Annotated in this window: 21 protein-coding genes; 13 read left to right on the top strand and 8 right to left on the bottom strand. The window is 43.8% G+C overall.

The genetic code is table 11. The features are described 5' to 3' along the window. Nucleotides 1-8 precede the first annotated feature (8 nt). Nucleotides 9-3,329: a hypothetical protein gene (locus AWQ23_RS14775; RefSeq protein ID WP_157072254.1), complete on the top strand. Its 3,321-nt coding sequence runs from the start codon at nucleotides 9-11 to the stop codon at nucleotides 3,327-3,329. 162 nt (nucleotides 3,330-3,491) lie between these two features. Here the strand turns inward: AWQ23_RS14775 and AWQ23_RS14770 are convergent, their stop codons facing one another. Next, a complete protein-coding gene (locus AWQ23_RS14770) occupies nucleotides 3,492-4,307 on the bottom strand; it encodes a MauE/DoxX family redox-associated membrane protein (RefSeq protein ID WP_062436900.1) in 816 nt (271 codons plus the stop codon). A 193-nt stretch (nucleotides 4,308-4,500) separates the two neighbouring features. On the opposite strand from AWQ23_RS14770, the gene AWQ23_RS14765 reads away from it, so the two are divergent. Beyond that, nucleotides 4,501-4,938, top strand: coding sequence for a heavy metal-responsive transcriptional regulator (locus tag AWQ23_RS14765; RefSeq protein ID WP_062436898.1), 438 nt, complete (start codon nucleotides 4,501-4,503; stop codon nucleotides 4,936-4,938). Between the two features lie 133 nt (nucleotides 4,939-5,071). Here AWQ23_RS14765 and rppB read toward each other — a convergent pair whose 3' ends face one another. Both rppB and rppA read right to left on the bottom strand, forming a co-directional pair. Further along, on the bottom strand, nucleotides 5,072-6,448 hold the full coding sequence (rppB, locus tag AWQ23_RS14760) for a two-component system sensor histidine kinase RppB (RefSeq protein ID WP_062436896.1): 1,377 nt from the start codon (nucleotides 6,446-6,448) through the stop codon (nucleotides 5,072-5,074). Continuing rightward, complete coding sequence (gene rppA, locus AWQ23_RS14755; RefSeq protein WP_062436894.1) at nucleotides 6,438-7,136, bottom strand: two-component system response regulator RppA; 699 nt, start codon at nucleotides 7,134-7,136, stop codon at nucleotides 6,438-6,440. Before rppA ends, rppB begins: the two co-directional genes overlap by 11 nt. A gap of 85 nt (nucleotides 7,137-7,221) precedes the next feature. Between rppA and AWQ23_RS14750 the strand changes: the two genes are divergently transcribed. The 5 genes from AWQ23_RS14750 (at nucleotide 7,222) to AWQ23_RS14730 (ending at nucleotide 11,193) form a co-directional block, all read left to right on the top strand. Next, nucleotides 7,222-7,599 carry a hypothetical protein gene (locus AWQ23_RS14750; protein ID WP_062436892.1) on the top strand — a complete coding sequence of 126 codons (378 nt, stop codon included), beginning with the start codon at nucleotides 7,222-7,224 and terminating at the stop codon, nucleotides 7,597-7,599. 106 nt (nucleotides 7,600-7,705) lie between these two features. Beyond that, on the top strand, nucleotides 7,706-8,005 hold the full coding sequence (locus AWQ23_RS14745; RefSeq protein WP_062436890.1) for a hypothetical protein: 300 nt from the start codon (nucleotides 7,706-7,708) through the stop codon (nucleotides 8,003-8,005). A gap of 70 nt (nucleotides 8,006-8,075) precedes the next feature. After that, nucleotides 8,076-10,007 (top strand): copper resistance system multicopper oxidase, encoded by a 1,932-nt coding sequence (locus AWQ23_RS14740; RefSeq protein ID WP_062436887.1) that lies wholly within the window; start codon nucleotides 8,076-8,078, stop codon nucleotides 10,005-10,007. Further along, entirely contained in the window at nucleotides 10,004-10,843 is an 840-nt protein-coding gene (locus AWQ23_RS14735; RefSeq protein WP_062436885.1) for a copper resistance protein B, read from the top strand. Before AWQ23_RS14740 ends, AWQ23_RS14735 begins: the two co-directional genes overlap by 4 nt. Before the next feature lie 50 nt (nucleotides 10,844-10,893). Beyond that, nucleotides 10,894-11,193 (top strand): hypothetical protein, encoded by a 300-nt coding sequence (locus AWQ23_RS14730; RefSeq protein WP_138071107.1) that lies wholly within the window; start codon nucleotides 10,894-10,896, stop codon nucleotides 11,191-11,193. A 49-nt stretch (nucleotides 11,194-11,242) separates the two neighbouring features. On the opposite strand, the gene AWQ23_RS14725 is transcribed toward AWQ23_RS14730, so the two are convergent. Next, nucleotides 11,243-11,422, bottom strand: coding sequence for a hypothetical protein (locus tag AWQ23_RS14725; RefSeq protein WP_138071109.1), 180 nt, complete (start codon nucleotides 11,420-11,422; stop codon nucleotides 11,243-11,245). A 155-nt stretch (nucleotides 11,423-11,577) separates the two neighbouring features. Here AWQ23_RS14725 and AWQ23_RS14720 point away from each other — a divergent pair, with 155 nt between their 5' ends. Next, nucleotides 11,578-13,617, top strand: a complete 2,040-nt coding sequence (locus AWQ23_RS14720; protein WP_062436880.1) for a heavy metal translocating P-type ATPase — start codon at nucleotides 11,578-11,580, stop codon at nucleotides 13,615-13,617. A gap of 334 nt (nucleotides 13,618-13,951) precedes the next feature. On the opposite strand, the gene AWQ23_RS14715 is transcribed toward AWQ23_RS14720, so the two are convergent. Further along, the gene (locus AWQ23_RS14715) at nucleotides 13,952-16,087 is read right to left on the bottom strand and encodes a DUF262 domain-containing protein (protein WP_062436878.1); all 2,136 of its coding nucleotides are present in this window, start codon (nucleotides 16,085-16,087) and stop codon (nucleotides 13,952-13,954) included. A gap of 399 nt (nucleotides 16,088-16,486) precedes the next feature. Between AWQ23_RS14715 and AWQ23_RS14705 the strand changes: the two genes are divergently transcribed. Genes AWQ23_RS14705 through AWQ23_RS14685 form a run of 5 tightly spaced genes read left to right on the top strand, consistent with a single transcriptional unit; the run spans nucleotide 16,487 to nucleotide 24,281 of the window. Next, nucleotides 16,487-19,921, top strand: a complete 3,435-nt coding sequence (locus tag AWQ23_RS14705) for a helicase-related protein (protein ID WP_062436873.1) — start codon at nucleotides 16,487-16,489, stop codon at nucleotides 19,919-19,921. A 37-nt stretch (nucleotides 19,922-19,958) separates the two neighbouring features. Continuing rightward, the gene (locus AWQ23_RS14700) at nucleotides 19,959-20,186 is read left to right on the top strand and encodes a hypothetical protein (protein ID WP_062436871.1); all 228 of its coding nucleotides are present in this window, start codon (nucleotides 19,959-19,961) and stop codon (nucleotides 20,184-20,186) included. Then, nucleotides 20,179-20,592, top strand: coding sequence for a type II toxin-antitoxin system VapC family toxin (locus AWQ23_RS14695; protein ID WP_062436869.1), 414 nt, complete (start codon nucleotides 20,179-20,181; stop codon nucleotides 20,590-20,592). Before AWQ23_RS14700 ends, AWQ23_RS14695 begins: the two co-directional genes overlap by 8 nt. Nucleotides 20,593-20,603: 11 nt before the next feature. Then, a complete protein-coding gene (locus AWQ23_RS14690; protein ID WP_062436867.1) occupies nucleotides 20,604-23,897 on the top strand; it encodes an Eco57I restriction-modification methylase domain-containing protein in 3,294 nt (1,097 codons plus the stop codon). A gap of 3 nt (nucleotides 23,898-23,900) precedes the next feature. After that, nucleotides 23,901-24,281, top strand: a complete 381-nt coding sequence (locus AWQ23_RS14685) for a DUF2513 domain-containing protein (protein WP_062436865.1) — start codon at nucleotides 23,901-23,903, stop codon at nucleotides 24,279-24,281. A 337-nt stretch (nucleotides 24,282-24,618) separates the two neighbouring features. Here the strand turns inward: AWQ23_RS14685 and AWQ23_RS14680 are convergent, their stop codons facing one another. The 3 genes from AWQ23_RS14680 to AWQ23_RS14670 form a co-directional block, all read right to left on the bottom strand. Next, entirely contained in the window at nucleotides 24,619-25,359 is a 741-nt protein-coding gene (locus tag AWQ23_RS14680; RefSeq protein ID WP_062436863.1) for a hypothetical protein, read from the bottom strand. A 168-nt stretch (nucleotides 25,360-25,527) separates the two neighbouring features. Continuing rightward, nucleotides 25,528-26,334, bottom strand: a complete 807-nt coding sequence (locus tag AWQ23_RS14675) for a ParB/RepB/Spo0J family partition protein (protein ID WP_062436861.1) — start codon at nucleotides 26,332-26,334, stop codon at nucleotides 25,528-25,530. Between the two features lie 7 nt (nucleotides 26,335-26,341). Next, entirely contained in the window at nucleotides 26,342-26,941 is a 600-nt protein-coding gene (locus AWQ23_RS14670; RefSeq protein ID WP_062436859.1) for a ParA family protein, read from the bottom strand.

Raw genomic sequence — 26,941 nt, 5'->3', positions numbered from 1 at the left:
GTACTTGTATGTTAACCCCTCAGCGAACTTTTGACGATAGAAATTCCTTAAATTTTGCCGGAAAATTCATTCCGACGAAGCGTCATCACCCCTGTCCCATCTGCCATGACACCTCCGGCAAGTGTCGCACCAAAGAAAATTCAGACCTTGTCCTCTGTATGGTCTGGCCCGATGGGAATGTTCCCGGCTGGCATTACCACGGTCTCGATTCCTCCCAGGGCCTCTGGGGTCTTTACTCCCCCGACCAAGGCCCAGGCTTTAACGCAGATAAGCATAGAGCAGAACTCCAACGTCTAAGGGCAGAACATCAGGCGAAAGAAGCACAACGACTAGCTAGTCTTCCTACCATCCCAAAACGCCATCAGAAAATTCTGGGTTATAAGGCCCAACTCACCCCGACCCAGAATGCTGATTTATTACAGCGGGGACTAACCCAAGCTGAGATTGACTTTGCCCTTTCCCACCATTGGCTCTTTGCCTGTCAGGGTGGTTATGGCATCACAGCGCTAGATTCCATCACCAGAATGTTCTGCGGTGCCCAGCGAGCTTTAGACGACCGTACTCAACGGAAATATGACTGGGCCATTTTTGCCGGACGTAACCACCTCAAGGAAACAGGTGAAAATCCACTCTTTGTGTGGCGATCGCCTGACTTCAATCCGGATCAGCCCTACGAACTCAAATTCTGCGAAGGTGCGCTAAAGTCCCTAATCCGCGCCCTCCTGGAATGGCGAAAAAACCCCCAAGTCATTCTTGTTGGTGCTGCGGGAGGTCACTTCGGGGAGCAGTCTGTCCAGCGTTTGTTAGGAGTTTATGGTGGCGCAGAACGGTTCACTCACTTCCCTGATGCTGACAGCCAAAACCTTAAGAAGAAGAACCTCTATGCGGGCTACAGTAAACTTGCCCAGGCCATCCCCGCGCTTAAGTTCGCCGATTGGGGCCAATGGCGGGATAAGACTAAGGGCGACTGTGATGAATACTTTGGCCGCTACAGGAGGAGATCGCCCTGGGATTGGCTTAAACCCTTTGCCTTTGAGGAAACTCGAAGAAAAGCCAAGGAAAGACTAGCAACCAGTGACCAGCTCACCGCTGACTTAGTACTTTCCCAGGAACAATTTGAAGCCCTCAAGCGGGGTGATATTTCCCTGCGAGACTTAACCAACCAGTCTCGGGATGTATTCCTCCAAGCAGCACGAGGTCTTGGCAAAACGGAATTTGCGGGACGCTATGTTAACGCTTGGCTCCGAGGCATTGCTCCATTCCACCGAAAAGCTCTGGCTATTGATGGCGGTGGTAAATTGGGCTTTACCTACCGGACTGACCTGACTATTCACAATGGTCAATTGTTTGATGGCCATGGCCAGTTCACCGACCACCTCGCCTACTGTTCTGAATCTCGCCTTAGCCTAACCCGTCCGATCAATAATCTTCTAGACCGGGGTGCGGGTTGCTTTATTGATGAGTTTGACCAACAGCTTAAAAACCTGTTGATGTCCGCCACCCATGGCAGGGATGGTCAACGGCAAACCAATATCCAAAATTTTTGGCAAGATACTATCCGCGCTAAGGAGACCCTCTGCGTCAGTGCTGACCTCACTGATTTTGAGGTGAAACTCTTTGAGAAACATACAGGCCGCAAGCCTTTTGTCGTTAAGGTCGAACATGTCAAAAAACAACGAATTGATACAGTCTTTGAACATGAAGCCCAATGGTGGCAGAAGTTCTACCAGTTACAGGATGAAGGCCAGCGAGTCTTGGTTCTCTGTAGCCGTAAATCTGATGCAAAACTTCTCGCCCATGCCTGCGGTGCCATGGCCATCCATGCTGACAATGCCCATGGGTACAAAGATTTTCTGAGTAATCCTAACCAATGGTTACGACAAAACCGCCCGGGACTATTAGCCGTTTCCCCGATCCTTGGTACTGGTTTTTCCATCACTGCCGATGCTTTTGATGCGGTACTGCTCTATGGCTGGGCTGATAACCTCACTGCGGCTGATTTGATGCAGTTTCTCGACCGCTATCGCCTTAATGTTCCTCGCTATATTTGGGTAGAGGAAACCAACCATCAATATAATCAGCTCACCCCAGACGCTTGTTTTAAAGCTCGACTGGCTAAAGCGAAAGCAAGTCGTCTTGATGATGAGTGGCGCTGGATTGATCCAGGTGATCCCTACTTCCACTACCAGGCGGAAAAGAATTGGTCACTGGCTCACCTCCGGGCAGACCTGCTGGCTCGACTGGAACGGGATACAAAGACCGTCAACTATGAACTGTGTCAGCTTCCAGCGGATGAGGTCAAAGACATCATAGCCGGGGTCGCTGCTATCCGTAGCGAGTTTAAAAAGCATGATGCAACCCTCACAGCCCAAGCCAATAACCTCACCCGAGAACAGGCTAAACAATACCGAGACAGGGAAGATGAACTGACAGAAGTGGAACGGCGATCGCTCTATAAATTTGACCTGGCTGATTGGCGTGTATCTGAACCCGAAACAGTCACTGCTGATGATGTCCTTAAAGACCGGAAGGGGCGGCGGCGAAAGGAATTAGAAAAGCTAGAAATGCAAGCTTTCCCTCAAATTGCTCAGGCCCTCGACCAAGCCAGCATCCACAAACAAAAGGGTGGAGTCTGTCAGCAAGATATTTCCCACCATAGCCTCAGGGTTCAAGCCCTCGAAAATATCGGCATTGGCAAAATCCTTGACCACGTTTTATCAGGCCAGGAGTGGCATGCCAATCACCCCATCGTTAGAGAAGCCGCGCAGATTCTGGCGAGTCAGCGTGATGAACTAGCTTTGATGGGAGTTAGGCTGACCTGCGGGAAAAATGCCACCTCATCAGCCTACTTTGGAGCACTGCTCAGAATTTTTGGCTTACGGACTGAATCAAAGCAAATTACGATGAACAATCGCCGAATACGAGTCTATTGTCTTGATGGAGACAACTTAGCTCTCACCAAAGCGGATTTAATTGCTCGATTACCCCGAAATATTGAGCGGTATGGTGAATTACAGATGAACTCCGAAACCCCGTGGATACAGGAGATTTATAGTTTGCACACACCTTTTGAAAACAATAATAATCAGGGGTGTGTGCAGCCATTCAATTCACTACAGGATATTAGTTATAGTGATCTTGAGCCTGAGCCTAAACCACTACCTCCATTCATAGAAAGAATCCAAAAAGCACCCATTGAGCTTTGCCATGGGTCAAGAACTGTCATCGAGGGTTTAATTCGTGCCTACAACGTTAAAACTATCAGGAAAATTGCTCTGTGGTTCGACAATTATGCTGGCTCTGAGTGGATTAATGCCTTTAATTTATGATTTTTACTGTGCTAAAAAAACTACAAAAACTAGATTTATATCCCTATACTCCTGAGACATCATAAATCTTCATGATTAAAAGGTTTCTCGTCGGGAGAAAGTCGCTTCTGGAAGAAGGATTTCATCAAAATAGAAGCGACTTGTGCACTATTTTGGGGCAGTCTACTTATTTTTCATTGCTTCAACTTGGGCGATCGCCGCTTCTCGAAAGAAGAGAGTCGATTGTGTTTCCACTGGACGAGCACTTACGGTTGAGAAAATGAGAGTCGCTCCCATGAGCACCATGATGGCATTTTCAGTGAAACTGATAACACCTAACGGAGCTTTAGAATTCCCACCAATGCAAGCACAATTCAACGCAATTTTATCAATATAAACTGCCTTGAAAACCGATACCGCACCACTCACACCAATTGCCAAAGAGCCGATACCGGTTGCCAAAGGAGCGATCCCTGAAAGAAAGCCCAGACCGACCAACAATTCCGCAAAAGGATAGACCTTGCCATAGGGTTTAAACTTTTGAGTCACGAGATCGTATTTCGCAAAGCTTTCCGAAAAGGAATTAATATCCATCAACTTCAAGGAAGCCAACATCGATAAAGAAACACCCATAAAACCAGAAACACCGATCGATGTCGCCGCAGCAATCAAACCAGCAGTGGAGAATAAAGCCGCCACAGGTGTATAGGAATAATCTGGTTTTTCAGGTTCAATATCAAAATAATCAGCTAAATCGCTATACCCACCAATGCGATAGTCACCAAAAAAGATTTGTGGCGTTGTAGGTACATCATGCTTTGTCTTAAAAGCAGCAACTTCTTCTGGTGAAGTTAAGCGTACATCTTCAAAATCAATGCCATGTTCGTTAAGAAGATTAATTGCCCTCAATCCCCAAGGACATTCATGTTCAGAAGTTGACATGCGATATAGTCTGACGGCTTTTGGCTCAATACTTACGTTGCCGTGAGGGCTTGTCATAGTTTTTGTGATTGTAGACATGGGTTTGTCTCCTTCAATAGAAAAGGTAGTTGTTAGTTCCATGCATTAACCCTAAACCCTGTAGTGAGCTGTAGAGTCAAGAGGATCAATAGCTTTTTTTGAAAAAATCTTTTTGCTTTACTCTCTAGTTAAGTGCAAGGTTTAAGATGGAAGAAAATAAAAGGAATTTTCTATGGCGGTTATTACTGGCTTGAAAATTGGCGATGTGGCGAAACAAACAAAAGTAGCTGTAGGAGCATTACGCTATTACGAAGATCAAGGACTGATCAATTCGGAGCGGGGTGATAATGGCTACCGTTACTACTCACCAGACATTGTGCAGCAGGTGCGATTCATTAAAAAAGCCCAATCTCTTGGTTTGTCCCTAGGAGATATTCGAGAGATTCTCACGGTGCATCGCCGTGGTGATCTGCCTTGTGATTTTGTCCAGCACCTATTGCAAGAAAAGATTCAGCAGCTTGAGGTAAAAATTCAAGAAATGATCCTTTTTAAAACTGAGCTAGAGGCTTATCGCGACCGTTGGAGCAGTGATCAGATTCATCCACAGCCGGAAGATATTTGTCCTTTGATTGAAATGGTTCCCTTAACGCAGGTATCTGATCGTAAATAGGTGTGACGAGAATGTGACATTGTCTTTTTTGGGTGGCCAATGAGTCGCTTTGGTAATGTTCCCATTCGGTTGGCGATCGCCTGTGGTGCTTGACGGATAATCTCGCAAAGGACAGTAGATAGCTTAGGCCCAACTAAGTATTGTGATTTTCTAGAATGGTTTTCCTGCGAGGTAAAGGTAAGTGAAGAGTAAATGTACTACCTTGGTTAGGGCGACTGATGAGGTGGATATTGCCTTGGTGAGCGCGGGCGATCGCCTGGGCAATGGCCAGCCCTAAACCCGTACCTCCGGTATGGATGGCACGGTCTGCATGCACGCGGTAGAAACGATCAAAAATATATTTCTGGTCAGCAAGGGGAATCCCAACCCCTGTATCGGCGACCTCTACTAAAATTTCTCGGCTTTGACGTTTTAGGGTGAGGGTGATTGTGCCGCCAGCAGGGGTGTACTGAATGGCATTGGCGATCAAATTGGCGAGGAGCCGATATAACTGTTCTTCATTGCCGAGGCTGTCAAAAGGATCATCTGGAGGGATCTTGGCGATGAGGGTGAGGTGAGCGGCGATCGCCATTGCGGAGAATTCTTCGATCAAGTCTGTGGCGATGGTCGCCAAAGAACAAGACTGTGGGAGGGGTATTGGCTCCAAATCCAGGCGCGACAACAATAGTAAGTCCTGTACTAAATGGGCAAGGCGATTATTTTGACGCTCGATAATTTTTAGGGTTTGACGGCTGTCTGACTCCGTGAGCTGGGGTTCCCCAAGGGTAAAGTCAATGGTGGAACGAATCACCGTCAGCGGAGTGCGGAGTTCATGGGCAGCATCGGCGGTAAATTGTTGAATTTGTAGATAGCCTCGGTAGGCGGGTGCCATCGCTAGATCAGATAGCCACCAACTGGCGGCAAGGACTAAAACCATGACGGTGGGCAATCCCAGCAGCAATTGCCAGCGGAGGTGGTGGAGCACTATTTCATATTCTGTGAGCGATCGCCCCACTTGGATATAACCCCAGGGTTGCTGATCATTGGTTTTAAGGAATAGTGTAATTTCGCGATAGGCAATTCCGCCAGTATCTATGCGAGTTTGAGGTTGTTCTGACGAGGGAGAATAAGCATTTTGTTCGTAATCTGGCACCTGACCCACAGTTGCCAACAGTTTGCCTGTCTGATCAATGAAACGCACATAATAATTTTCTTGTTGTACGATACCAACCATGTGACGTTGCCCACCAGCGATTGCTGTTTCACATGACTTATCCGCGACACACACCACACCGGGTAAAAAATGTTCCACCACAGGCTCTACTTGGCCCACCTCTGCTAAAGCGGGTTCAATGCCATCATGGAGGGTTCCGGCAATGGTCACTAATTTCCGGTTCAGAGATTGCCACTGGTCATGGGCGATCGCCCGATAGAACCCCAGCCCAAAGACCAATAAAATCAGCCCCGTCGTCCCAGCATACAACCCCGCTAGTCGTTGTCTAGTCCGTAAAAAAGCCGGGTTATGATTCATTGACCACCTTTCCCAGAGCCAAGCGATAGCCCAAGCCATGTACCGTTTCGATCAAATCTTCCGCCCCACAGGCTATCAATTTACGCCGCAACAAACGCATCTGTGCTGATACCACATTGCTTTTTAGGTCAGCATCCATCGACCACACTTGATACAAGATTTGATCCCGGCTCAAAATTTGTTGGGGGTGTTGCATCAAAAATTCTAACAATTGAAATTCCTTTGCCGTCAGCGTGGCTGTTGTACCGTTGTCAGCCCTAATCGTAAAACTGTCATAGTCCAAGGTGAGGGGCCCCAAGGTTAAGCGCCGTGATTGGAGGTGGGGCGATCGCCGTTGTAAGGCCCTCAGTCGCGCCAACAATTCCGCATTACTAAAAGGCTTTACTAAATAATCATCCGCCCCAGCATCCAGACCCTGCACGCGATCTTCTACCCGATCCTTTGCCGTCAACATCAACACCGGCAATGTATAGTTTGTCTCCCGCAACCGCTGACAGAGCGCTAACCCCGACAACTTCGGCAGGAGCCAATCCACCACCAATACCGTATATTGCGCCCAAGGACTTTGCAGATAATCCCATGCCGCCTCGCCATCCCTCGCCCAATCCACAATATATTTTTCCCGCGTCAGGGTGCGCTCAATAATTGCCCCTAAATCTGGCTCATCTTCTACCAATAAAATTCTCATTGCCCTCGTTTCTACAAAATTTCATTGCCATTTCATTTTTGCCCACTACCATCAAGACCATCATCACAAATTTAATCGAGATTTCATGCGTCAATATATCTTTGCTCTCTTAACTTCCCTGGCTGTTCTCCCCACAATCACACCAGCGGCGATCGCCCAGCCGACCCATGACAACATGAACCCCGCTACACCCATGGAACATATGGAACATATGACCCATGACGAGCAGATGGAAAATATGCACCATGCTGAACAGATGGAGTCCATGGAAGAAATGAACCACGCAGAACACATGGAAGGCATGAACCATTCTGAACATATGGAGCATTCTCCAGAAGCAAATCCTGACTGTTCCCATAAAACCATGGCAGAACCTACTAGCAGCCTGAACAATACTGATCTCGTCGCCCATGCTGGCCATCAACATGGTCGCCGTAAAACTCCTCCCACAAACAACGGATAACCCAATTCATTAGTTCGGGCTAAATTAGGTGGGGGTTATTCGCCCCTACCCAGGCCCCCATAGCCCCCGTTGTTCCCCTGGTATTTAAGAGATCTAGCCCAAGACCATGCGTTTTTTTAATCAGTCTTATATTCGCTATATTCACTATGCTCTTGTGCCTATTATTCTCCTGCCTTTCCTCCTGACTCTGATTACAGGTTCGCTCTTTCAAGTTGCTGTCCTAACCGACAAAGTTGATCAGTACATTTGGCTGCTGGACTTGCATCGAGGCACATTCGGTAATGTCAATCTTGATTTTATCTATCCATTCTTAAATGCTTTTGGCCTGCTTTTCATGGTCGTGACAGGTTTTGTCCTGTGGCTTTTGAAATTTTTGAAAATGATCCAAAAAAGAAAAACAATTTAATTTTTTTAATCCAATTAACTAACAAACAAAAATTAATCACAATCAACCCCTACGGATAACAACATCTGTGATGAAGGAACGATATACAGCCATCAGTCGGCGACAACTATTAAAATTAGCGACGGGATTTGGCGTTAGCGTCGGTTTACATCCCCTACTCCAGCGATCAGCCCGTGCCACGGGGGTTGCTTCACCGATGTTAGGGGAACTCCTGCCGATAGGTCGCTATCCAGATCAGATTGATCTCAGAGTCTTTCAGGAGCAAATCAAAATCGGCGATCGCCAAAGCAATGCCATCACCGTCAATGGCACAGTCCCCGGCCCAGTGATTCGCCTCAAAGAAGGACAAATCGCCAAGATTAATGTGAGCAACGAACTCGACAGCGAAACATCGATCCATTGGCATGGGTTAATTTTGCCCGCCACTATGGATGGTGTCCCGGGCATTAGCTTCAACGGCATCAAACCCAAAACCACCTTCAGCTACGAATTTCCCGTCAACCAAAACGGCACCTACTGGTATCACAGCCACAGTGGCTTACAAGAACAACAGGGACATTTTGGTGCCTTAATCATCGACCCCCTCAAACCCGAACCCTTTAGCTATGACCGGGATTACGTCGTCATGCTCTCGGACTGGACAGCGGAAGACCCCCAGCAAATTCTCCGCAATCTCAAGAAAGTCAGCACTTTTTATAACTACCAACAACGTACGATCGCCCATTTTAGCGAAGATGCTGACTGGGCAAAGATGCGTATGGATCCCACCGACATCGCCGATGTGACCGGGGCGACCTATACCTATCTGATGAATGGTACGGCTCCAGCAGATAACTGGACAGCGTTGTTTAAACAGGGAGAAAAAATTCGCCTGAGATTTATTAATGCCTCTGCCATGACCTACTTTGATGTACGGATTCCGGGGCTAAAAATGACGGTTGTACAGGCAGATGGTCAAAACGTTCAACCTGTGTCCGTAGATGAATTTCGGATTGCAGTGGCAGAAACCTACGATGTGATCGTCGAACCCCAGGCGGATAAACCCTACAGCATTTTTGCAGAAACCATGGATCGTAGCGGCTATGCTAGGGGAACTTTGTCGCCTCAAGTGGGCCTAGTTGCGGCGATCCCTCCCCTGAGAACTCGCCCCCTCCGCACAATGGAAGACATGGGCATGGATCACGGTTCCCACGGTGACCACGGGGGACATGGCCCGAAACAGCAAGCCAAACCCACTGACCATAAGAACTATCAAATGGAGCATTCTGGGCATGAGATGAATGCCATGCCCAATGAGGATCATTCCCATTCTGGGCACAATATGCCTGAGATGAGTCCGTCATCAGCGATGGATCACTCCAGCCACGATATGCACAACATGGATACAGCACCAGCGACGGATCATTCTGGACATGGTATGCACCAGATGGATCATGGGGGGCCTGATTTAGGTGAGGCGGTGCCCCATGGTCCAGATCACCATGGGGTCGGTAATGCAGGTGTACCGATGATGGTGAAAAATCGTCTCCATGAGCCGGGAATCGGTTTAGAAAGTACCCCCGACCATAAAGTCTTGGTCTATACAGATCTACGTAGTTTAGAACCAGGATCTGATCGGCGATCGCCCGAGCGAGAGTTAGAGCTACATCTGACGGGCAACATGGAACGATATATGTGGTCTTTTGACGGCAAAAAATATTCTGAATCACCCATTTTGCAGTTCTACTATGGCGAACGGTTACGCCTAACTTTTGTTAATGACACCATGATGGAGCACCCGATCCATCTCCATGGCATGTGGATGGAAATTGACAATGGCTCAGGGGCTTATAAACCTCGCAAACATGTCCTCAATGTCAAACCTGCCGAAAAATGTTCCGTTGAAGTCAATGTGGATGTGACAGGAAACTGGGCTTTCCATTGCCATCTGCTCTATCACATGGAAGCAGGTATGATGCGCACCGTCGCAGTTGTAGAACGTCCCCTGGGAGAACAGTCGTGAAGCATTATCTTTTAAACAAAACCCTAGGGGCGATCGCCTTCAGTTTAGGACTGCTGCCCATGAACCCAGCCGCCGCTGAACACGGTCCATTACCAGAAACGGCGATCGCCCAACATAATCATGGCGCTGATCATTCAGATATCCCCCCAGGATTTACCCCCCTCCCCGGCGTAGAACCGAAATATCATGGCGATGAAACCTATGGACTCTTGCTCTTTGAACAATTGGAATACCGTAGCCAATCAGGGGAAAACAGTGTGAATTGGGAAGTTAACGGCTGGCGTGGCGGTGATTACCAGCGGCTATGGCTTAAATCTGAAGGTGAAATTGGTACGGAGACAGGCGACGGCGAACAGGAAACCCAAGTGCTCTATTCCAAACTAATCGCACCATTTTGGGAACTGCAAACGGGACTTCGTTATGACTCCGAATGGGAAGAAAACGGCACCAAAGATCGTTTTTTAGGCGTGATTGGCCTTCAGGGTTTGCTGCCCTACAAACTAGAAACCGATGCTGCACTATTTATCAGTGAAGCTGGGGATATTTCTGCCCGTTTTAGTCTAGAACGACAATTACTGCTCACCCAACGACTAATTCTGCAACCAGAACTAGAAGTGAATCTTGCGGCTCAATCCGTGGAGGAATTCGGCGTCGGTTCTGGTTTGAATGATATTGGCCTGAGTGCCCGTCTCCGCTACGAAATTAGTCGCAATGTTGCTCCTTATGTGGGAATAGACTGGTCACGCAAATTTTTTGGATCTGCGGACTACAGTCGAGCAGAGAGTGAAGACGTGGAAACTTGGGCGGCTGTGGGAGGAATAAGACTTTTATTCTAAAAAAACGATAAATCGTTCACTAATGAATTGGAAAGAACTAAATGATTAATATGAGAACAGCATTATTAATGTTATTAGCTACACTGGCAATTCCTCATTCGGCTTATTCTCATAAGCAAAAATATCATATCAAGAAGCCAAAATCTTCTAAGTCAGTGCTTAAAAAAGATGATGTTTTTGAACGACAAGAAGTACATCAAAATATCACTAAAAATCATAAAGTGGGTGAGCAAAATCAAAAGAGTCCCCCACCAAATACCCAAATCCCAGATGGTTTAGGAGAACTCCTATTTGCGATGACTATCGCAGTTCCGGCCACTCTCTATGGTCTCAGTAGCAGCAACGATTAATAGATTTTGATATGAATAAGTGTTTACTTAATAATCTATTTGAATCACATTAAGATGCTGCCGCTAAAATCACTGGGGGGATGTTAATGCTGGTACATTCCCAGCTCCAGCCTCGCATTATACCGCCACGCCCGATCATTCCCCCCATCAATAGAACTCCAACAAGTAAAGAAACAAGAACACCGCCAGCAAATCCAGCTGCAATAAAAGCTAAAACTTTGGTATCCATGGTCAAACCTCTTTTTAATTTAAGACTCCTAAAGAGAGACCTGTAATGGCCTAAAAGGCATACTATGATCATAGATCCAATAGTCAGCTTTAATCTTTCCCCTAAAGAAAAGGTAAGACAACGCAAAACAATGTAGAATTATCTCGAAAATTGTAATGAATCATTCCCATTCTCAGGATCACCATTCCAAGCATCAGAATCATCATAAAGGCAGTAAACATGGGCACCATGGTGGCCACAGCGGCCATGGACACCACAGTCCAGGGATGTTTAAACAGCGTTTTTTTGTCTCACTAATTTTGACGCTACCAATCTTATATTTTTCCCCACAGCTTCAAGGCTGGCTGAACTATGAAGCGATCACCTTTCCTGGCTCTGGGTGGATTAGTCCAATTTTGGGTATCGCACTCTACTTCTATGGGGGTTGGCCTTTCCTCCAGGGAGCATGGCACGAATTTAAAAGCAAGATTGGCATGATGACGCTGATTGCTCTGGCGATCACCGTGGCTTTTATCTACAGTGTGGCTGTCTCCCTAGGTTTAGAGGGCATGCCTTTTTACTGGGAACTGGCAACATTAATTGACATTATGCTGCTAGGCCACTGGATCGAAATGGCTTCGGTACAGGGAGCCAGTAAAGCCCTAGAAGAACTCTCTACTTTAGTACCTAATGAAGCTCACCGTATGCAGGATGGGCAAATTGAGGATGTGCCCGTAGATGAAATTCAGACCGGAGATGTGATTCTGATTCGTCCAGGAGAACAAATTCCCAATGATGGGGAAGTGATTGAGGGGCACACCAGTATTAACGAGTCATTTTTAACGGGGGAATCAAAGCCTGTTCATAAAGAAGTTGGTGATGAAGTTGTGGCTGGCTCTGTGAATACAGATGGCTCTGTGCAAGTGCGAGTGACGCGGATTGGAGAAGATACCGCCATCAGTCAAATTATGCGACTGGTGGAAGAAGCTCAATCGTCCCGAAGCCGCTACCAAGTATTAGCCGATCAAGTTGCCTACTGGTTGACAATCATCGCGATCGCCGCTGGTACCCTCACGTTTATTGTCTGGCTCAGTCTCACTGATCTCATTTTTTCTATCAATCGAGCGGTCACAGTCCTAGTGATTACTTGTCCCCATGCCCTAGGGTTAGCGATCCCTTTGGTGATTGCCAATTCCACGGGGTTGGCTGCCCGCAATGGCATTTTAGTCCGCAATCGAGACTCTTTAGAACGAGCAAAGGATATTAAAATTGTCGCTTTTGATAAGACAGGAACATTGACCCAAGGCCAATTTGGGGTTCAAGCGATTACGACAGATGGCATGGAAAATGATCAGGCATTGGCGATCGCCGCCGCCTTAGAAAATCCATCTGAGCACCCCCTGGCGCAGGCGATTGTCGGTGCAGCTAAAGCTGATCAATTGGATTTTCCACAGATGCAAAATTTTCAAACGATTACTGGACAGGGCGTAGAAGGCACAATTGACGGTCAAACCTATCGAGTGGGGCGTCCTGAATGGGTAAAAGAAAGCAACTTATCTTTTCCTGATTCGTTACAACAAGCTCTAGATAAGGCGGATAATCGTGGCGAAAGTGCTGTTGTTTTGATGACTGATGATCGCGTTATTGCCGTAATCTCCATGGCTGACCAAGTAAGGGAAAGCGCTCGTAAAGCTATTGATCGTCTCTATCAAATGGGTATTCAGACAGTGATGATTACTGGTGATGCAGAGGCTGTTGCCCGGGCTGTCGCTGAGGATTTAAATATTGATCGTTATTATGCCCGTGTTTTACCAGAAGACAAGGTTAAGCGTATTAAAGACCTCAAAAAAGATGCCCCTACTGCGTTTGTCGGAGATGGAATCAATGATGCAGCTGCACTCCTGGAAGCCAACATGGGGCTGGCGATTGGAGCAGGTACTAATGTGGCAATCGAATCTGCTGACTTGGTATTAGTGGAAGATGATCCCTTGGATGCGGTGAAAGCTCTAGTGCTAGCCAAAAAGACCTACAGCAAGATGCTGCAAAATTTATTTTGGGCCACAGGGTACAATATTGTCACAATCCCCTTAGCAGCGGGGATATTTTCGAAATGGGGAATTGTGCTCTCCCCTGCAGTGGGAGCCTTACTGATGAGTCTTTCTACTGTAATTGTGGCGGTTAATGCTGTGCTGTTGCGCCGTGTTAAGCTGGCATGATGATTACCTAATTCTTCTTTCGTGTGACCTAATTTTAAAGAGAGAAGATAACTACTTGATTGAGTTGGCGCTTACCACTGTTTTTACTTGTAAATAAACGAAGTCTGATTGTGTGTGATGAAATTTGGTGAGAGTGCTTTAACACGTATTATCGTAAGCTTGCTGAAATCGCTGAAACTATTGCTACATAAGAGTTTTACTGGCAATAGCTACAAATTATCGTAAGCTTAAGCTATTTTTTGTCTACTCTTAAATTAATTCTATCGTTGGGGATCATTGCTCCATAAGCTTTTCAGGGGGGCGATCGCCGAGAAATATGCTTTGTGGAACGTTATTAGATTTCATCATCACTGCTACTCATTTGCTTTTCAAAAGATTGCCGTACTAGACCAATGACATAGGGAAGTTGCTCTAAATTTTCTAAACCAACTTCGACATCACCATTTCCCCAACGACCTAAATTAGTTACATCTTTGCATAAGCCTTTAGGATCACTGATTTCAGGAAATTTCATATTAAGGGATAATCTTAATCGTTTGGCTTGAGGTACGACATCAACAAAGTTAGTTTCTGCTTTATAAGCCACATAAAGCTTTAAAAACTCTTCTGCAATGCAAGGGTCGAGAGCTAAAACTTGATTTCTGAATTCTTGAAATAGTTTTTTAATATTACCGGAAAGTAAGTGCGGATGATCATCAATGGAATAATTGTCATTACTCTGATCCTTTTGTTGATAAACATCTAAAATATCCTGACCAAGTTTAGGAGAAGACCAAACTACAAGTGCTTTATTGGATAGTGTTTCAGCTCTTTTGATAATTTCTTCTTCAGTCCATTCTTTAATTTGACCTAATCCCTGATTTAGTGATAAAGGACTATATTTAAATCCAATTTCTTTTGCTGTTCCACCATCAACTTCTATTGTTAATTCTCTTTTTTCTGGAAATGGACGATCACTATATTCTGAGTTATAAGCTGTAAGTGTTAGGTTTCCCAATGTATGTAACCATTTCGCTTGAATTGCTTGCCAATTTTCGCCAAGAGCTTTCTGCCACTCGTCAGATAATTTTTTATTCTGTGGCATGATATGCTCGATTGTGTATTCATCTACAACAACTAATTCTTTTTTGTTGTGGTTTTCTAAACGACGTAGCCAATAGGAACGATTGCGAAAGTTATATAAATCACGAATTTTTAACTCTCTTTTAAATTCTTCATTATTAGGAAATCTTCTGTAAGATGGCAATGTTAAAAATCGGGCTTTAATGCTTTCAAGATATCGATCTTTTTTGAGAAACTTGTGAAAATTGGCAAATGTTTTATTCAATGAGTTTGTGGGAATTGAACAAATAGCTCTACGAAAAACATAACTTTCAATGAGCCTCGTAGCTTCTAGCAATTCATTTTTAGAAAGAATTTTATTCTGATAATCAGCGTACAATTCGAGGAGTAGTGGGTAACATACATCGACTTTTAATTCTCTTAAATCTCTGAAAGCACTTTTCAAGTCTTTGTCTGTTTCTCTCCCAAGAGCAATGGCACAATAATATTTTGAGAATCGATATAAATCTTCGACGGTTTTATTTATGATATTGGAATCTATAATCTTTGAATTTATAAGTTTTTTGAATGTGACATACACATCCGTTTTCTTAGGCAATTCGCCTAACTTTACTGTTAAATAATATCGCATGAAGCTGTCAAAGTAGCTACTATAAGCTTCTTGACCAAATTCCAACTCCATTCTACGCCAATAATTTTCATAGAGACTCGTTTGCTGTTCCGGTTCGAGTCCCATAAGGATAAAATTACGTATTAAATCAGCTTGGCTCAACTCTCGCCCTGTTGAGTTCATGCTTTCAAATATGAGTTGAGGATTATCAGATTTTCGGTCTAAGGCAATGTCAACAACCATTAATTTTTTCAGACCCTTGCACAACTGGTAAAGATTATTATTAATTCCCCTAATCTTTTGAGTAAAAAAATCAAAGTTAGTGGAAATTTTAAGAGATTTGTTATGTGGAAAATCCTGATTCTTCAGCAACGATAGCCATGTATCTTTATCTGTTTGAGTTAATATTAGCTTATATTTTTCAGAAGGATCATCAGGATAAGGATTCGTGAGATATTTGCCACGAATTTGAGAAGAAGAAAATCCCTTTGGTATTTTTTCTTCGGAATAATTTTCCAATTCTCTTGCTAAAGCTTCTAATAAAATAGAAATAGTTGTCAGTCGTTGTTGACCATCAATGATCAATAGGGGAGAAGTTGCACTTTCATTCGACATTATATAAACAACTGAACCTATAAAGTGTACTTCTATTTTGTCACTTTTTCCTGCTCTAATAATGTCATCCCACAACTGTTGACATTCTTTGATTTCCCATGAATAAGTACGTTGATAGATGGGGATATTTAATTGCAGTGAGGTTTGCAGAAATTTTAGTAACTGTGTTGCTTGTGCTTTCATTGAAATTTTGAAATTATTAAGAATCTTGGATGATGTATGTAATCGCCGTCTATTTATGAATTCTGCTTTGTGAAGTAATCAGTCATTACTCGCTCTACCAAATCGGACATATCTTCTTTTTGACTGACAGCGTAAAGTTTGATTTGGTGATGTAGCTCGTTACTGAGATAGAGAGTTGTTCTGGTGAAATCAGGACTAGCACTTTTCCCAATAGGTCGTTTGTTCTTGTTGAAGTGTGTTTTCGGAGGCATTCTGTGTTCCTCAAAGGCGATCGCCACCTATACTTTAACCTTTATTGCAATTTATAAATGTTTAAATGTTTAAAGTTTTATTCGTATTACACTATGTCTTAAGTGACATTTTGTATGTCGGCGATCGCTCCCATTCCACGTCTAATTAATGTCGGCTATCTACGATAACTGTGACTTTCCATTACTCCCAGAACTTAAGCACTGCCTGAAGGAAGGCTACCGCTCTGATTTTTGCGTGGGTTACTTCAACCTGCGGGGTTGGCATGAACTCGAAGATGAAATCGAGCAGTTTGGGGTAACAGGAGGACAAAATTGCCGCTTGTTGATTGGCATGCAAAAGCTCCCTAATGATGAGTTAAAGCAAAAATTTGCGATCGAACGTCGTAAAGAACGTATCTCCAATGAAACAGCCAATAAATTAAAGAAAATTATGGCCCAACAGTTTCGGGCGCAATTGACCTATGGTGTTCCCACTGCAAGGGATGAGGCAACTCTAAAGCGTCTACAGGCGCAGTTACAGGCCAATAAGTTAGAGGTACGTTTGTTCTTGCGTCATCTCCTCCATGCCAAACTTTATCTGATTTATCGCGAAGATAAAATCACGCCACGCATTGGTTATGTGGGTAGCAGTAATCTTACTTTTTCTGGTTTGAGTGGTCAGGGTGAGCTGAATGTCGAGGTTACTGACCGAGATGATACAAAAAAGCTGGAGGGATGGTTTCAAGACCGCTGGGAGGATAAGTTCTCTCTCGATATTTCCCAAGACCTGATTGAGGTCATTGACGAAAGTTGGGCTGGTCGCCAGCTCAAGCCCTTTTACATTTATCTCAAGATGGCTTATCACCTCTCACAGGAGGCACGGGATGGTTTAAGCCGTTACCAGGCTCCCCAAAATTTTGGCTTATTGGAGTTTCAGGAACAGGCTGTACGGGTGGCGATGCAGCATATCGATAAACGCAATGGGGTGATTATTGGTGATGTGGTTGGTTTAGGAAAAACCTTAGTGGGCACAGCGATCGCCCATGTATATGAAGAAGAATATGGGACAAGCACTCTAATTATCTGCCCTAAAAATCTAGAATCGATGTGGCAGAGTTACGTGGAACGGTATGGTCTACGTGGAAAAGTAGTTCCCATTAGCCAAGTGGAGAAAGTCTTACCAGAGGTTCCGGCTCGTTTTCGCTTGGTACTGATTGATGAAAGCCATAACCTCCGTAACCGTGAGGGGAAACGTTACCAGGCGATTAAAGAATACATGGATCAGAGTGGGGCACGGTGCATCATGCTCACAGCAACGCCCTACAACAAAGGCTACTTAGATTTATCGTCTCAACTACGCTTATTTTTGCGGGAAGAAGCTGATTTAGGGATTAAGCCAGAAGCTTATATTCGCGAGCTTGGGGGGGAAATGCAATTTCGGCGGCGTCACCAAGCCCCTGTGCGATCACTCATGGCATTTGAACATAGTGATGAGCCAGAAGATTGGCAGCAGCTCATGAGTCGCTATATGGTGCGACGGACGAGGGGATTTATCAAAAACACCTATGCCAAGCAAGATGAGCGCGGTTCCTATCTGGAGTTTCCTAATGGCGATAAATTTTATTTTCCTATCCGTCGCCCCTGTACGGTGAAATTCAATACAGTCGGTGATTCAGACCCCTATGCGCGGTTGTATGGCGATCGCGTGGTGGACATTATCAATAGCCTTTGCTTACCTCGATATGGTCTAGGTAATTACGTGATTCAACCGCCTAGCAGCCGCAAAAAAGCCCGCACTAAAGCCCCCGGTCAGATGAGTTTAGAGACGGGGTTTGAGCATTTGGACATTACTGAAGCGGAGCGAAAAATCCTCGCGAATCTTTCCCATGCGGGCCAGCGGTTAATGGGCTTCTGCCGGACAAATCTGTTTAAACGTCTCGAAAGCAGTGGAGCCGCATTTATCCAGTCCATTGAGCGCCATATTCTGCGAAATTATGTTTATCTTCATGCGATCGCCAATGAATTAGAGATTCCGATTGGGACGCAGGATGCCGCATTGCTGGATGATACTACCGATGAAGATCAAGATTCTTTGTTGGGACAGGATTGGGAAACAGCAACGGAATCAAGCGAAGATAGTTTTGATGAAGATGCTTTTACGCCGAGTGTGGAACTGAAACAACGGGCTTCCATTATCTATGAGCTTTACAAAACCCAATACCCCCGTCGATTTAAGTGGATTCGTTCTAATTTATTTCAGCCAGAGTTGGCCCAGGATTTAGCCCAGGATGCCCAAGCTTTGGTGCAGATTCTCAAAATTGCAGGACGTTGGGAACCGGATCAAGATGGAAAATTGACGGCTCTCGCGGAGTTGTTAACGCAGCAACACCCCGATGAAAAAATTCTAATTTTTACGCAGTTTGCAGATACCGCCCGATATTTAGCAGAGACTTTAGGGGCTAAGGGCATCACCCATATTGGGCTCGCAACGGGAAATACGCAAAATCCAACCCTGTTAGCCCAACGGTTTAGCCCGAAAAGTAATGGCAAGAATATTCCACCGGCGGAACAGCTACGGATTCTCATTGCCACGGATGTGCTGAGTGAAGGCCAAAACCTACAGGACAGCAGAATTATCCTCAACTATGATTTGCCCTGGGCGATTATCCGGCTTATTCAGCGGGCAGGTCGTGTAGACCGAATTGGACAGGAAGCTGATGAAATTTTTTGTTATTCCTTCCTACCAGCAGAGGGGGTTGAACAATTAATCAATCTGCGGGGTCGGTTGCGCGATCGCCTTCAGGAAAATCAAGAAGTGGTCGGTACAGATGAAGCTTTCTTTGAGGATGAGGAAGAGCGGTCAATGCTACTCAATCTCTACCATGAAAAATCGGGTGTCCTCGATGATGATGACGATGAAGGGGAAGTCGATTTAACTTCTGAGGCTTTACAGATTTGGCAAACGGCAATCGATGCGAACCCTAAATTAAAACGATTAATTGCAGAACTTCCGGATGTGGTGTTCTCGACCCGCCGCCATGAACCAAATACTTTAGATCCAGAGGGTGTCTTGCTTTATTTGCGCACCTCGGAGGGAACAGATGCTTTGGCCTGGGTAGATAAGTATGGTAACAGTGTGACCCAATCCCAGATGCGTATTCTGCGGACGGCCCGCTGCAGCATTGAGACTCCAGCTCAAGCACGCCACCCCCAGCATCATCATTTAGTCCAAAGAGCGTCCCAGTTGATTACAGAACAAACCAAAAAAGTGTCTGGTGTTATGGGGAGTCGGCGTGGAGTCAGAGCAAGAGTCTACGACCGTCTGATGTTTTACTGTCAAAAAGTGCAAGAAAAAACACCCTTATTGGCTCAAGGTCAGACTTGGGAACAGTTGGAACAAGCTATCGAGATGATTCACACCTATCCCCTGAAGCAAAATGCGATCGCCTCTTTGAACCGAGAATTGAGGGCTGGAATTTCTGATGAAGATTTGGCCCAAAAAGTGACTTACCTCATGGAGCATGATGCCCTCTGTGTGGTGACAGCGGACGGTACATTCGAGGGGGCGAGGGTCATTTGTTCGATGGGCTTATTTCAGGGCTAGGATCGTCAAATTACTGCTTAACTACATTGAGGAAAAAATGATGACAACAACACAGATGGAAATTGTCGAAATGCTGGAGGCTTTACCAGAAAAAGCTTTGGATGAGGTGCGTGGATTCTTGCTGACATTACAGGATCGTTACCGTACAGAACGTGCCACAACGCTCAGTGAGGGGATGGCCTATATCGAGCAAGTTCGCGGACAGATGAAATTTGATATGACCACCGATGAGATTATGGCGTTGACAAGGGGTGAGGATGATTAAGATTTTGGTAGATAGTAACGTCTTAATTGATGTCTTTTCGGATGATTCTGCTTGGTTTGCTTGGTCACATCAACAGCTTGCCCATTTTATTGATCGGCCTGAAATCTATCGGCTTGTGATTAATCCTGTGATTTATGCGGAAGTATCCATTGGGATTGAGTCTACCCAGAAGCTTGACCAACTCCTACCGCCCAAATACTACACCAGAGAAACACTGCCTTATGATGCAGCTTTTATTGCTGGGAAGGCTTTTTTACAGTACCGACGCAATGGCGGCAAAGGGCGATCGCCATTACCAGATTTTTATATTGGAGCGCACGCTCTGACGGTGGGTTATCGGTTGTTGAGCCGCGATCGCCAACGTTACCAAACCTATTTTCCTGATCTTGATTTGATTGCACCCTAGGGGAACTACTGATGAAACTAAACCGCAAGCGTACTGAAAAATATCTCAAGGATTTTGATTTTGAATCCCTTTTTATTGAAGAGTTGGGCTGGGATACAGTCGATGCGGTGACGGTTCCCCTAGAGGTGGATGAGGCTTATTTTGAGGCGGAGGCGATCGCCCAAAAGCGTGGGTTTACGGTTTACCAGTGTATTTGTGATGAGATCCCCCAGAGACGAATTCGCGTCAAGCTAGATCGAGAATTGACCACAGTTTCTAAATCTCATTTATTGATTTTTGGAGATGAGGCGCAAGCAAGCCAAGTCTGGATGTGGGTCAGACAGGAACTAGGTAAACCCCTGACACCTCGTTTTGAAGAGTATCGAGTGGGACAGTCAACAGAGCGAATATTACAGAAATTAGAAGCTCTGGCAATCGCCTTTGAAGAAGAAGATGAGTTGACTTTGGTTGAGGTCAACCGGCGGGTCAGACAAGCATTTGATGTAGATAAAACAACAAAGAAATTCTACAAAGAATTTGAAAGACAACATAAGCAGTTCTTAAAGCATATAGAAGGTATTGATAATGAGTTTGATAAAAATTGGTATGCTTCTTTAATGCTAAATCGTTTGATGTTTGTTTATTTTATTCAACGGAAAGGATTTTTAAATGAAGATATTAATTATTTACAAAATCGTTTAAAATTATGCCAAAATAGATTTGGTGATGATAAATTCTATTCGTTTTATCGATATTTTCTACTGCGTCTGTTCCATGACGGTTTAGGTAAATCAGATCGAGATCAAGAGCTAGATGAATTACTGGGAGTAATTCCTTATCTTAATGGTGGCTTTTTTGATATCCATCAGTTAGAGATTAAATATAAGAATATTGAAATTTCTGATGATGCTTTTGAAGAAATTTTTACTTTCTTTGGTAACTGGGATTGGCATTTAGATGATCGTGCAGCGAAAAATCAGAATGAAATTAATCCTGATATTTTAGGTTATATCTTCGAGAAGTATATTAACCAAAAGCAAATGGGAGCATATTATACGAAGGAAGATATTACGGAGTACATCAGCAAAAATACAATCATTCCTTTTTTCTTTGATGCGGCGAAGAAAAAAGGAATGATTGCTTTTGACCCCAATGGTGAAATTTGGTCTTTGTTGCAGGAAAATCCTGATCGCTATATTTATGATGCTGTGCTAAAGGGTGTAGATCTTGAGTTGCCAGCGAATATTGCGGCAGGTATTGATGATGTTTCCCAGCGGCAGGATTGGAATAAGTCGGCATCGGAAGAGTTTGCTTTACCGACTGAAATTTGGCGGGAACATGTCGCCCGTCGTCAGCGTTGTTTGGAAATTCGTGAAAAATTACGGTCTGGGGAGATCACCAGCATTAATGATCTGATTACCTATAACCTTAATATTCGTCAGTTTGCTCAGGATGTGATTACAGGTTGTGAGGGGTCTGATTTTCTCTTGGCTTTTTATCGGGCGGTCGCTTCTGTGTCTGTACTTGATCCAACCTGTGGTTCTGGGGCATTTTTATTTGCCGCTTTGGAAATTCTGGAACCGCTTTATTCTGGTTGTTTGGGTCGGATGCGGGGCTTTGTAGAGGAGGATGATCGTCGGATTCGAGGGACAGATCATAAGCCTAGATATGTTGAATTTCGGGAAATTCTTGCTGAGGTGGAGAAACACCCGAATAAACAGTATTTTGTGCTGAAATCTATCATGCTTAATAACCTCTATGGTGTGGACATTATGGAGGAGGCGACGGAGATTTGTAAGTTACGGTTATTCCTGAAACTTGTGGCACAGGTTGAACCTAATCAAAAGTCTAAAAATTTAGGTTTGGAGCCTTTACCGGATATTGATTTTAATATTCGTGCGGGAAATACGTTGGTTGGGTTTACGTCGCGGAATGAGGTCTATGAATCGGCATTTCGCGACTCGAATGGGCAAACTAAATTGTTGTTTGATGATGGTTTTCTAAAGCGAATTGAACAGGGAGCCGTTGCCGTTGATATGGAGTTTAAGCGGTTTAAATCATTGCAGACTCAAATTGATATAGATGGCAAGGAGTTGGCTTCTGCGAAATCTCAGTTAAAGCAGTCGCTAGCAGAATTACGGGTTGAGTTAGATCGGTATTTAGCTGAGGAGTATGAACGAGATTTATCTAAGAAAGCGAGTGCTTTTCAACAATGGAAGGAAAGCTATCAGCCTTTTCATTGGTTTGTTGAATTTTATGGAATTATCAATAAAGGTGGTTTTGATGTCATTATTGGCAATCCTCCCTATGTTGAACTAAAAGATGTTAAAACATATACTCTAAAAAATTTCCAAACGTTAAATTGTAGGGATCTTTATTCTTATACAGTTGAACAAAGCTATAAAATTTTAAATAAAAATAGACGTGTAGGGCTAATCATTCCAATCTCGATGTTTGGAACAGATGGATTTAGTGAATTGCAATCATTATCATTAGATTCATTAAAAGAATTTTGGGTTTCTTGTTTTGCAAATCGTCCATCACAATTATTTAATGGGGCACAAAAAAGGTTAACTATACTTCTTGGATGTCTTGAAAAAAATAATCACCACAAAACTTTTAGTACATCATACTTGAGATGGAATTGTGATGAACGCGAAGAATTATTTTTTAGCCGTATTCATTATATTTCTTTAGAAAAATACTTTAACGTTTTTCCTGCTTCTTTAGAAAAAATAGGAAACTTTGTGGAGATCGCTATTTTTCAAAAAATGCTTGCTAAAAAAGAACAATTAGGAAAAGTAATTACACAATCAGAAAATCATCTATATTACACTCGTAAATTCGGATATTTTTTATCATTCCTCAATTTTGTGCCAGAAATTATTGAAATTGAAACAAATATACGTAAACTACCCTCTGAACTCAAAATTTTAGATTTTAATTCATCAGAATCAGTAATTATTACTATTGCTGCCTTAAGCTCTTCAACATTTTTCTGGTTTTGGAATATATTATCGGATTGCCGTAATCTTAATAAAAGAGATTTATTAGCTTTCCCTTTTAATCCGAATAACTTATCTACTCAACTTAAATTGTCGTTGCTTGAATTTGGAAAAGAATATTTAAAAATCTTAAAATCTTCTTCAAAGAAAATGGTTAAGAGTGGACTTTATATTCAAACATTTGAATATTCAAAATGTAAATCTATCCTTGATGAAATTGATAAAATTCTTGCTCAATACTATGGTTTCACCAATGAAGAGCTAGACTTTATTATTAATTATGATATTAAGTACCGTATGGGTCGTGATTTTGAGGGATAGAATATGAAAAGAGATATGGAATTAATCAAGAAAATCTTACTTGCTTTAGAAGCGAATAATACTATTAACCAATATCTGCATTACTCAAATCTAAATCTTGAAGGATATGACGACAATGAAGTTGCATATCATGTGAAGCTAGCCCATGAAGCAGGATTAATTGAACTTGCAGGTAATAAACCAGTGCAAACAATTGGCTCACCTCCTATATATTTTATTCAATGCTTAACTTGGGAAGGGCATGAATTTCTTGATGCAAGCCGAAGTCCTAAAGTCTGGAATAGTGCTCTCAAAATTATCAAAGATAAAGGACTTGGTATTAGTTTTGATGTTCTTAAAGCACTACTTAGCGCTTATGCCCTCCACGAAGTGGGTTTGAAATAAAATAAAGTCTAAGTACAGGACAAAAGTTGTATGGGGTGAAACTCTGACCCAAGTAGACCTAAAGGTAGCGAAGCTGCAACGAAGTGCCACGCGACCTCTGTAATTCTTTCTGCATAGTCGTTTCAGAAAAATTTTCATGCTAAATCCCCACCATTCATGGCGGGGATTTACAAAGTCAAGCAGCGGCTAGATCTAACCTTTGATCCATATCAAGGTCGAATAACCCATATGGGGTCACGCCATAAAACGGAAAAAATTGCACGCTAAGAAGGTGTGACTAATGCCCTATAGTCTGAAATTTTTTCGATTCGCCAAATGAGTAGGCGATCGCCCCTGACTAAAGCGTTATTAAAAATCCGTTCTTCCCTTTTTCCGAGAAGAAATCTGCACCTCTAGCTTTTGCCGCGTTACTAAACCCTTTCACCTCCTTGGGAAACTCAGTCTTAGTGTTTGTATTGATTAGAATGGCTAAGTCCTCTAACCTCCTGGGGTGATTGGCAACGGCTTCACATATCGCATCAATAATTGAACTAGCAGCAGCATCAGCAAAGGGTGCTATCGGTGCGCCGCCACGGTAAATCCCTGATGAGAGCATCGTGATACGGAAGCCACTGATTTTTTTATCACTCTGGGTAATCTCATTCATCGCGTCCCTATAGATTTGGGTATAACAAGCGTATTCATTGGATGTCAAACCTGCTGCGGTTAGCCTTGGCCCCACGGAATACATCATACCGATACACTCTTTTTTCACTTCTTCAGAAGGCTGGACTGATACCAATAAAGATGTCAGAACTGGGGGAGATGGTGGATTGTTAGAGTGTTTTGCCCAACAACCGTCACCGAACTTTGCATCATAGGCCAACCTAAGTTCTTCGTTGACTGTCGAGATTTGACTTCTCAGCCCTTTTGCAAAGGCACCATTCAGCCCTCCACCACCGACTTGATAGTAGATGCCGTAGTTTGTACTGCCAGCATTTTGCGAAACGATGGGGCCAGATACTAATGTACTTTCAGACAATGCGTTGATGTATCCACCTTCAGCGTTACTTTCAAAAAAAAAGGAGATTTGTACCATGGCTAACTTTATTACAGCAATTTTAGGGAGAGATAGAATAAGGCGATCTCCCAGGAAACCAGAGTCATGTGCCCTGAGTTCATCCTAACCTCGATTTTCCTGCCGAGCTAAAGCCTGTTCAATTAGATTTGGATTCTCCTCAAGTTGGTCTAAAAAGGTGGCGATCGCCTAAAACTCATTATCACTTAAGTTCTCTTTAACTCTCTTATCAATCAATGTCTCCAAATTTTTGATTATTCTGCCTAGATCACGCCGAATTTTCTGTAGTTCTGGAGCTTGAGTATCCTCCATAGTTCGCTCCATGATCTTCCTATGGAATTTCTCAGATTGTCGAAGGAAGGTCTCATACTGTTTAAGGTCTTTAGAAAGTGCGCATGGGTGCTCACTTTTTTCTGAGGGTTCATTTAAGATTTCTGTAATGCGACGGCGACTCAGACGAAAAACAGACATCAGCTCCCTATTCAAAGACTTTTGCCCATCCGCTGGTCTGCCCCGAAGCCGTTCATATCCAGCTTCTTCTAACTTTCGGGCAGCTTCTCGAATTTCCTCTGTTGTGTAATTTTTCCGTTGCGTATTTTCTTCTACTTCAATTTGCAGCGCATCAACAACATCAGTTGTGGCATCAATATCAATGACATAAACAGGAACGCCATTTTTAAATAACTCGGCGAATCTATCAGGCCATGCTTGCCTAATGAATTGCAAGGCAACTCTACGATGCCCCCCAGCTAAAAGTCGATAATGGCGGTCTACTGTCAGTGGCGCAATCAAACCAATAACAGCGATGCTTTCTGCTAACTCTTGGGCGTGTTTTTCGTTAATCACTCTTGTATCTGACCCGATGCGATCTGATATTTGTTCTAAAGGAACAAATTGTTTGTTTTGATTCTGTTCTGTGAGAAGAGTACGGGCTGCATCAGGGGTCGCTGACCGTTTGATTGCCTTACTAAGATCTAGGGGAGAACGTTTGGACATAACTAAATTAAATCTCTGTTTTAAGCCAATTCCATACTTGAGTAATTTCTTGTGCTGCTTTTCCTTCAGGGGCAAGTTCAGTAACGCCAATGCCTTGGGTAGCAGCGGTTTGAAAGTCTGCTCTAGAACAAATTGCTGTAGGAACAATTGGAAATCCCAAGTCCGCTTCTTGGAGATTCTTGATTAGATCTTGGGCGTTACTGTTGGGATGAAGAAGATTGAGAACAACTGCTGCTGGTTTTTGAGTGAGTTTCACAGCCGATAGGGTTGTCGATACAGAATCAAGCTCAAATTGTCCATAGCGCAAAACGACTAGGGCAAAATCAGAGGCTTGGATCACTTCGATAATATTGGCATCGAGAGTACCCGGAGTATCAATAAAATTCCAATCAGTGTTTGTTTGCTTAATCGTAGCAACTGCTCGTCTCGCTGGTATCGCAATCACTGGAGGAGTATCTTGTTTGCGGCGATCGCCCCAATCAGCCAGGGAAGCCTGATCGTCACAATCAAGGATTGTTGCATCTCCAGCAATTACAGCAAGATTGGAACAAAGGGTACTTTTCCCTACTCCTCCTTTCCTGCTGACAATTGAGACTGTTTTGGGCAT

The organism is Picosynechococcus sp. PCC 73109, from assembly GCF_001521855.1.
Lineage (GTDB): Bacteria > Cyanobacteriota > Cyanobacteriia > Cyanobacteriales > MRBY01 > MRBY01.
The sequence above is the reverse complement of the archived record's forward strand: the minus strand, read 5'-3'. Positions and strand labels throughout refer to the sequence as shown.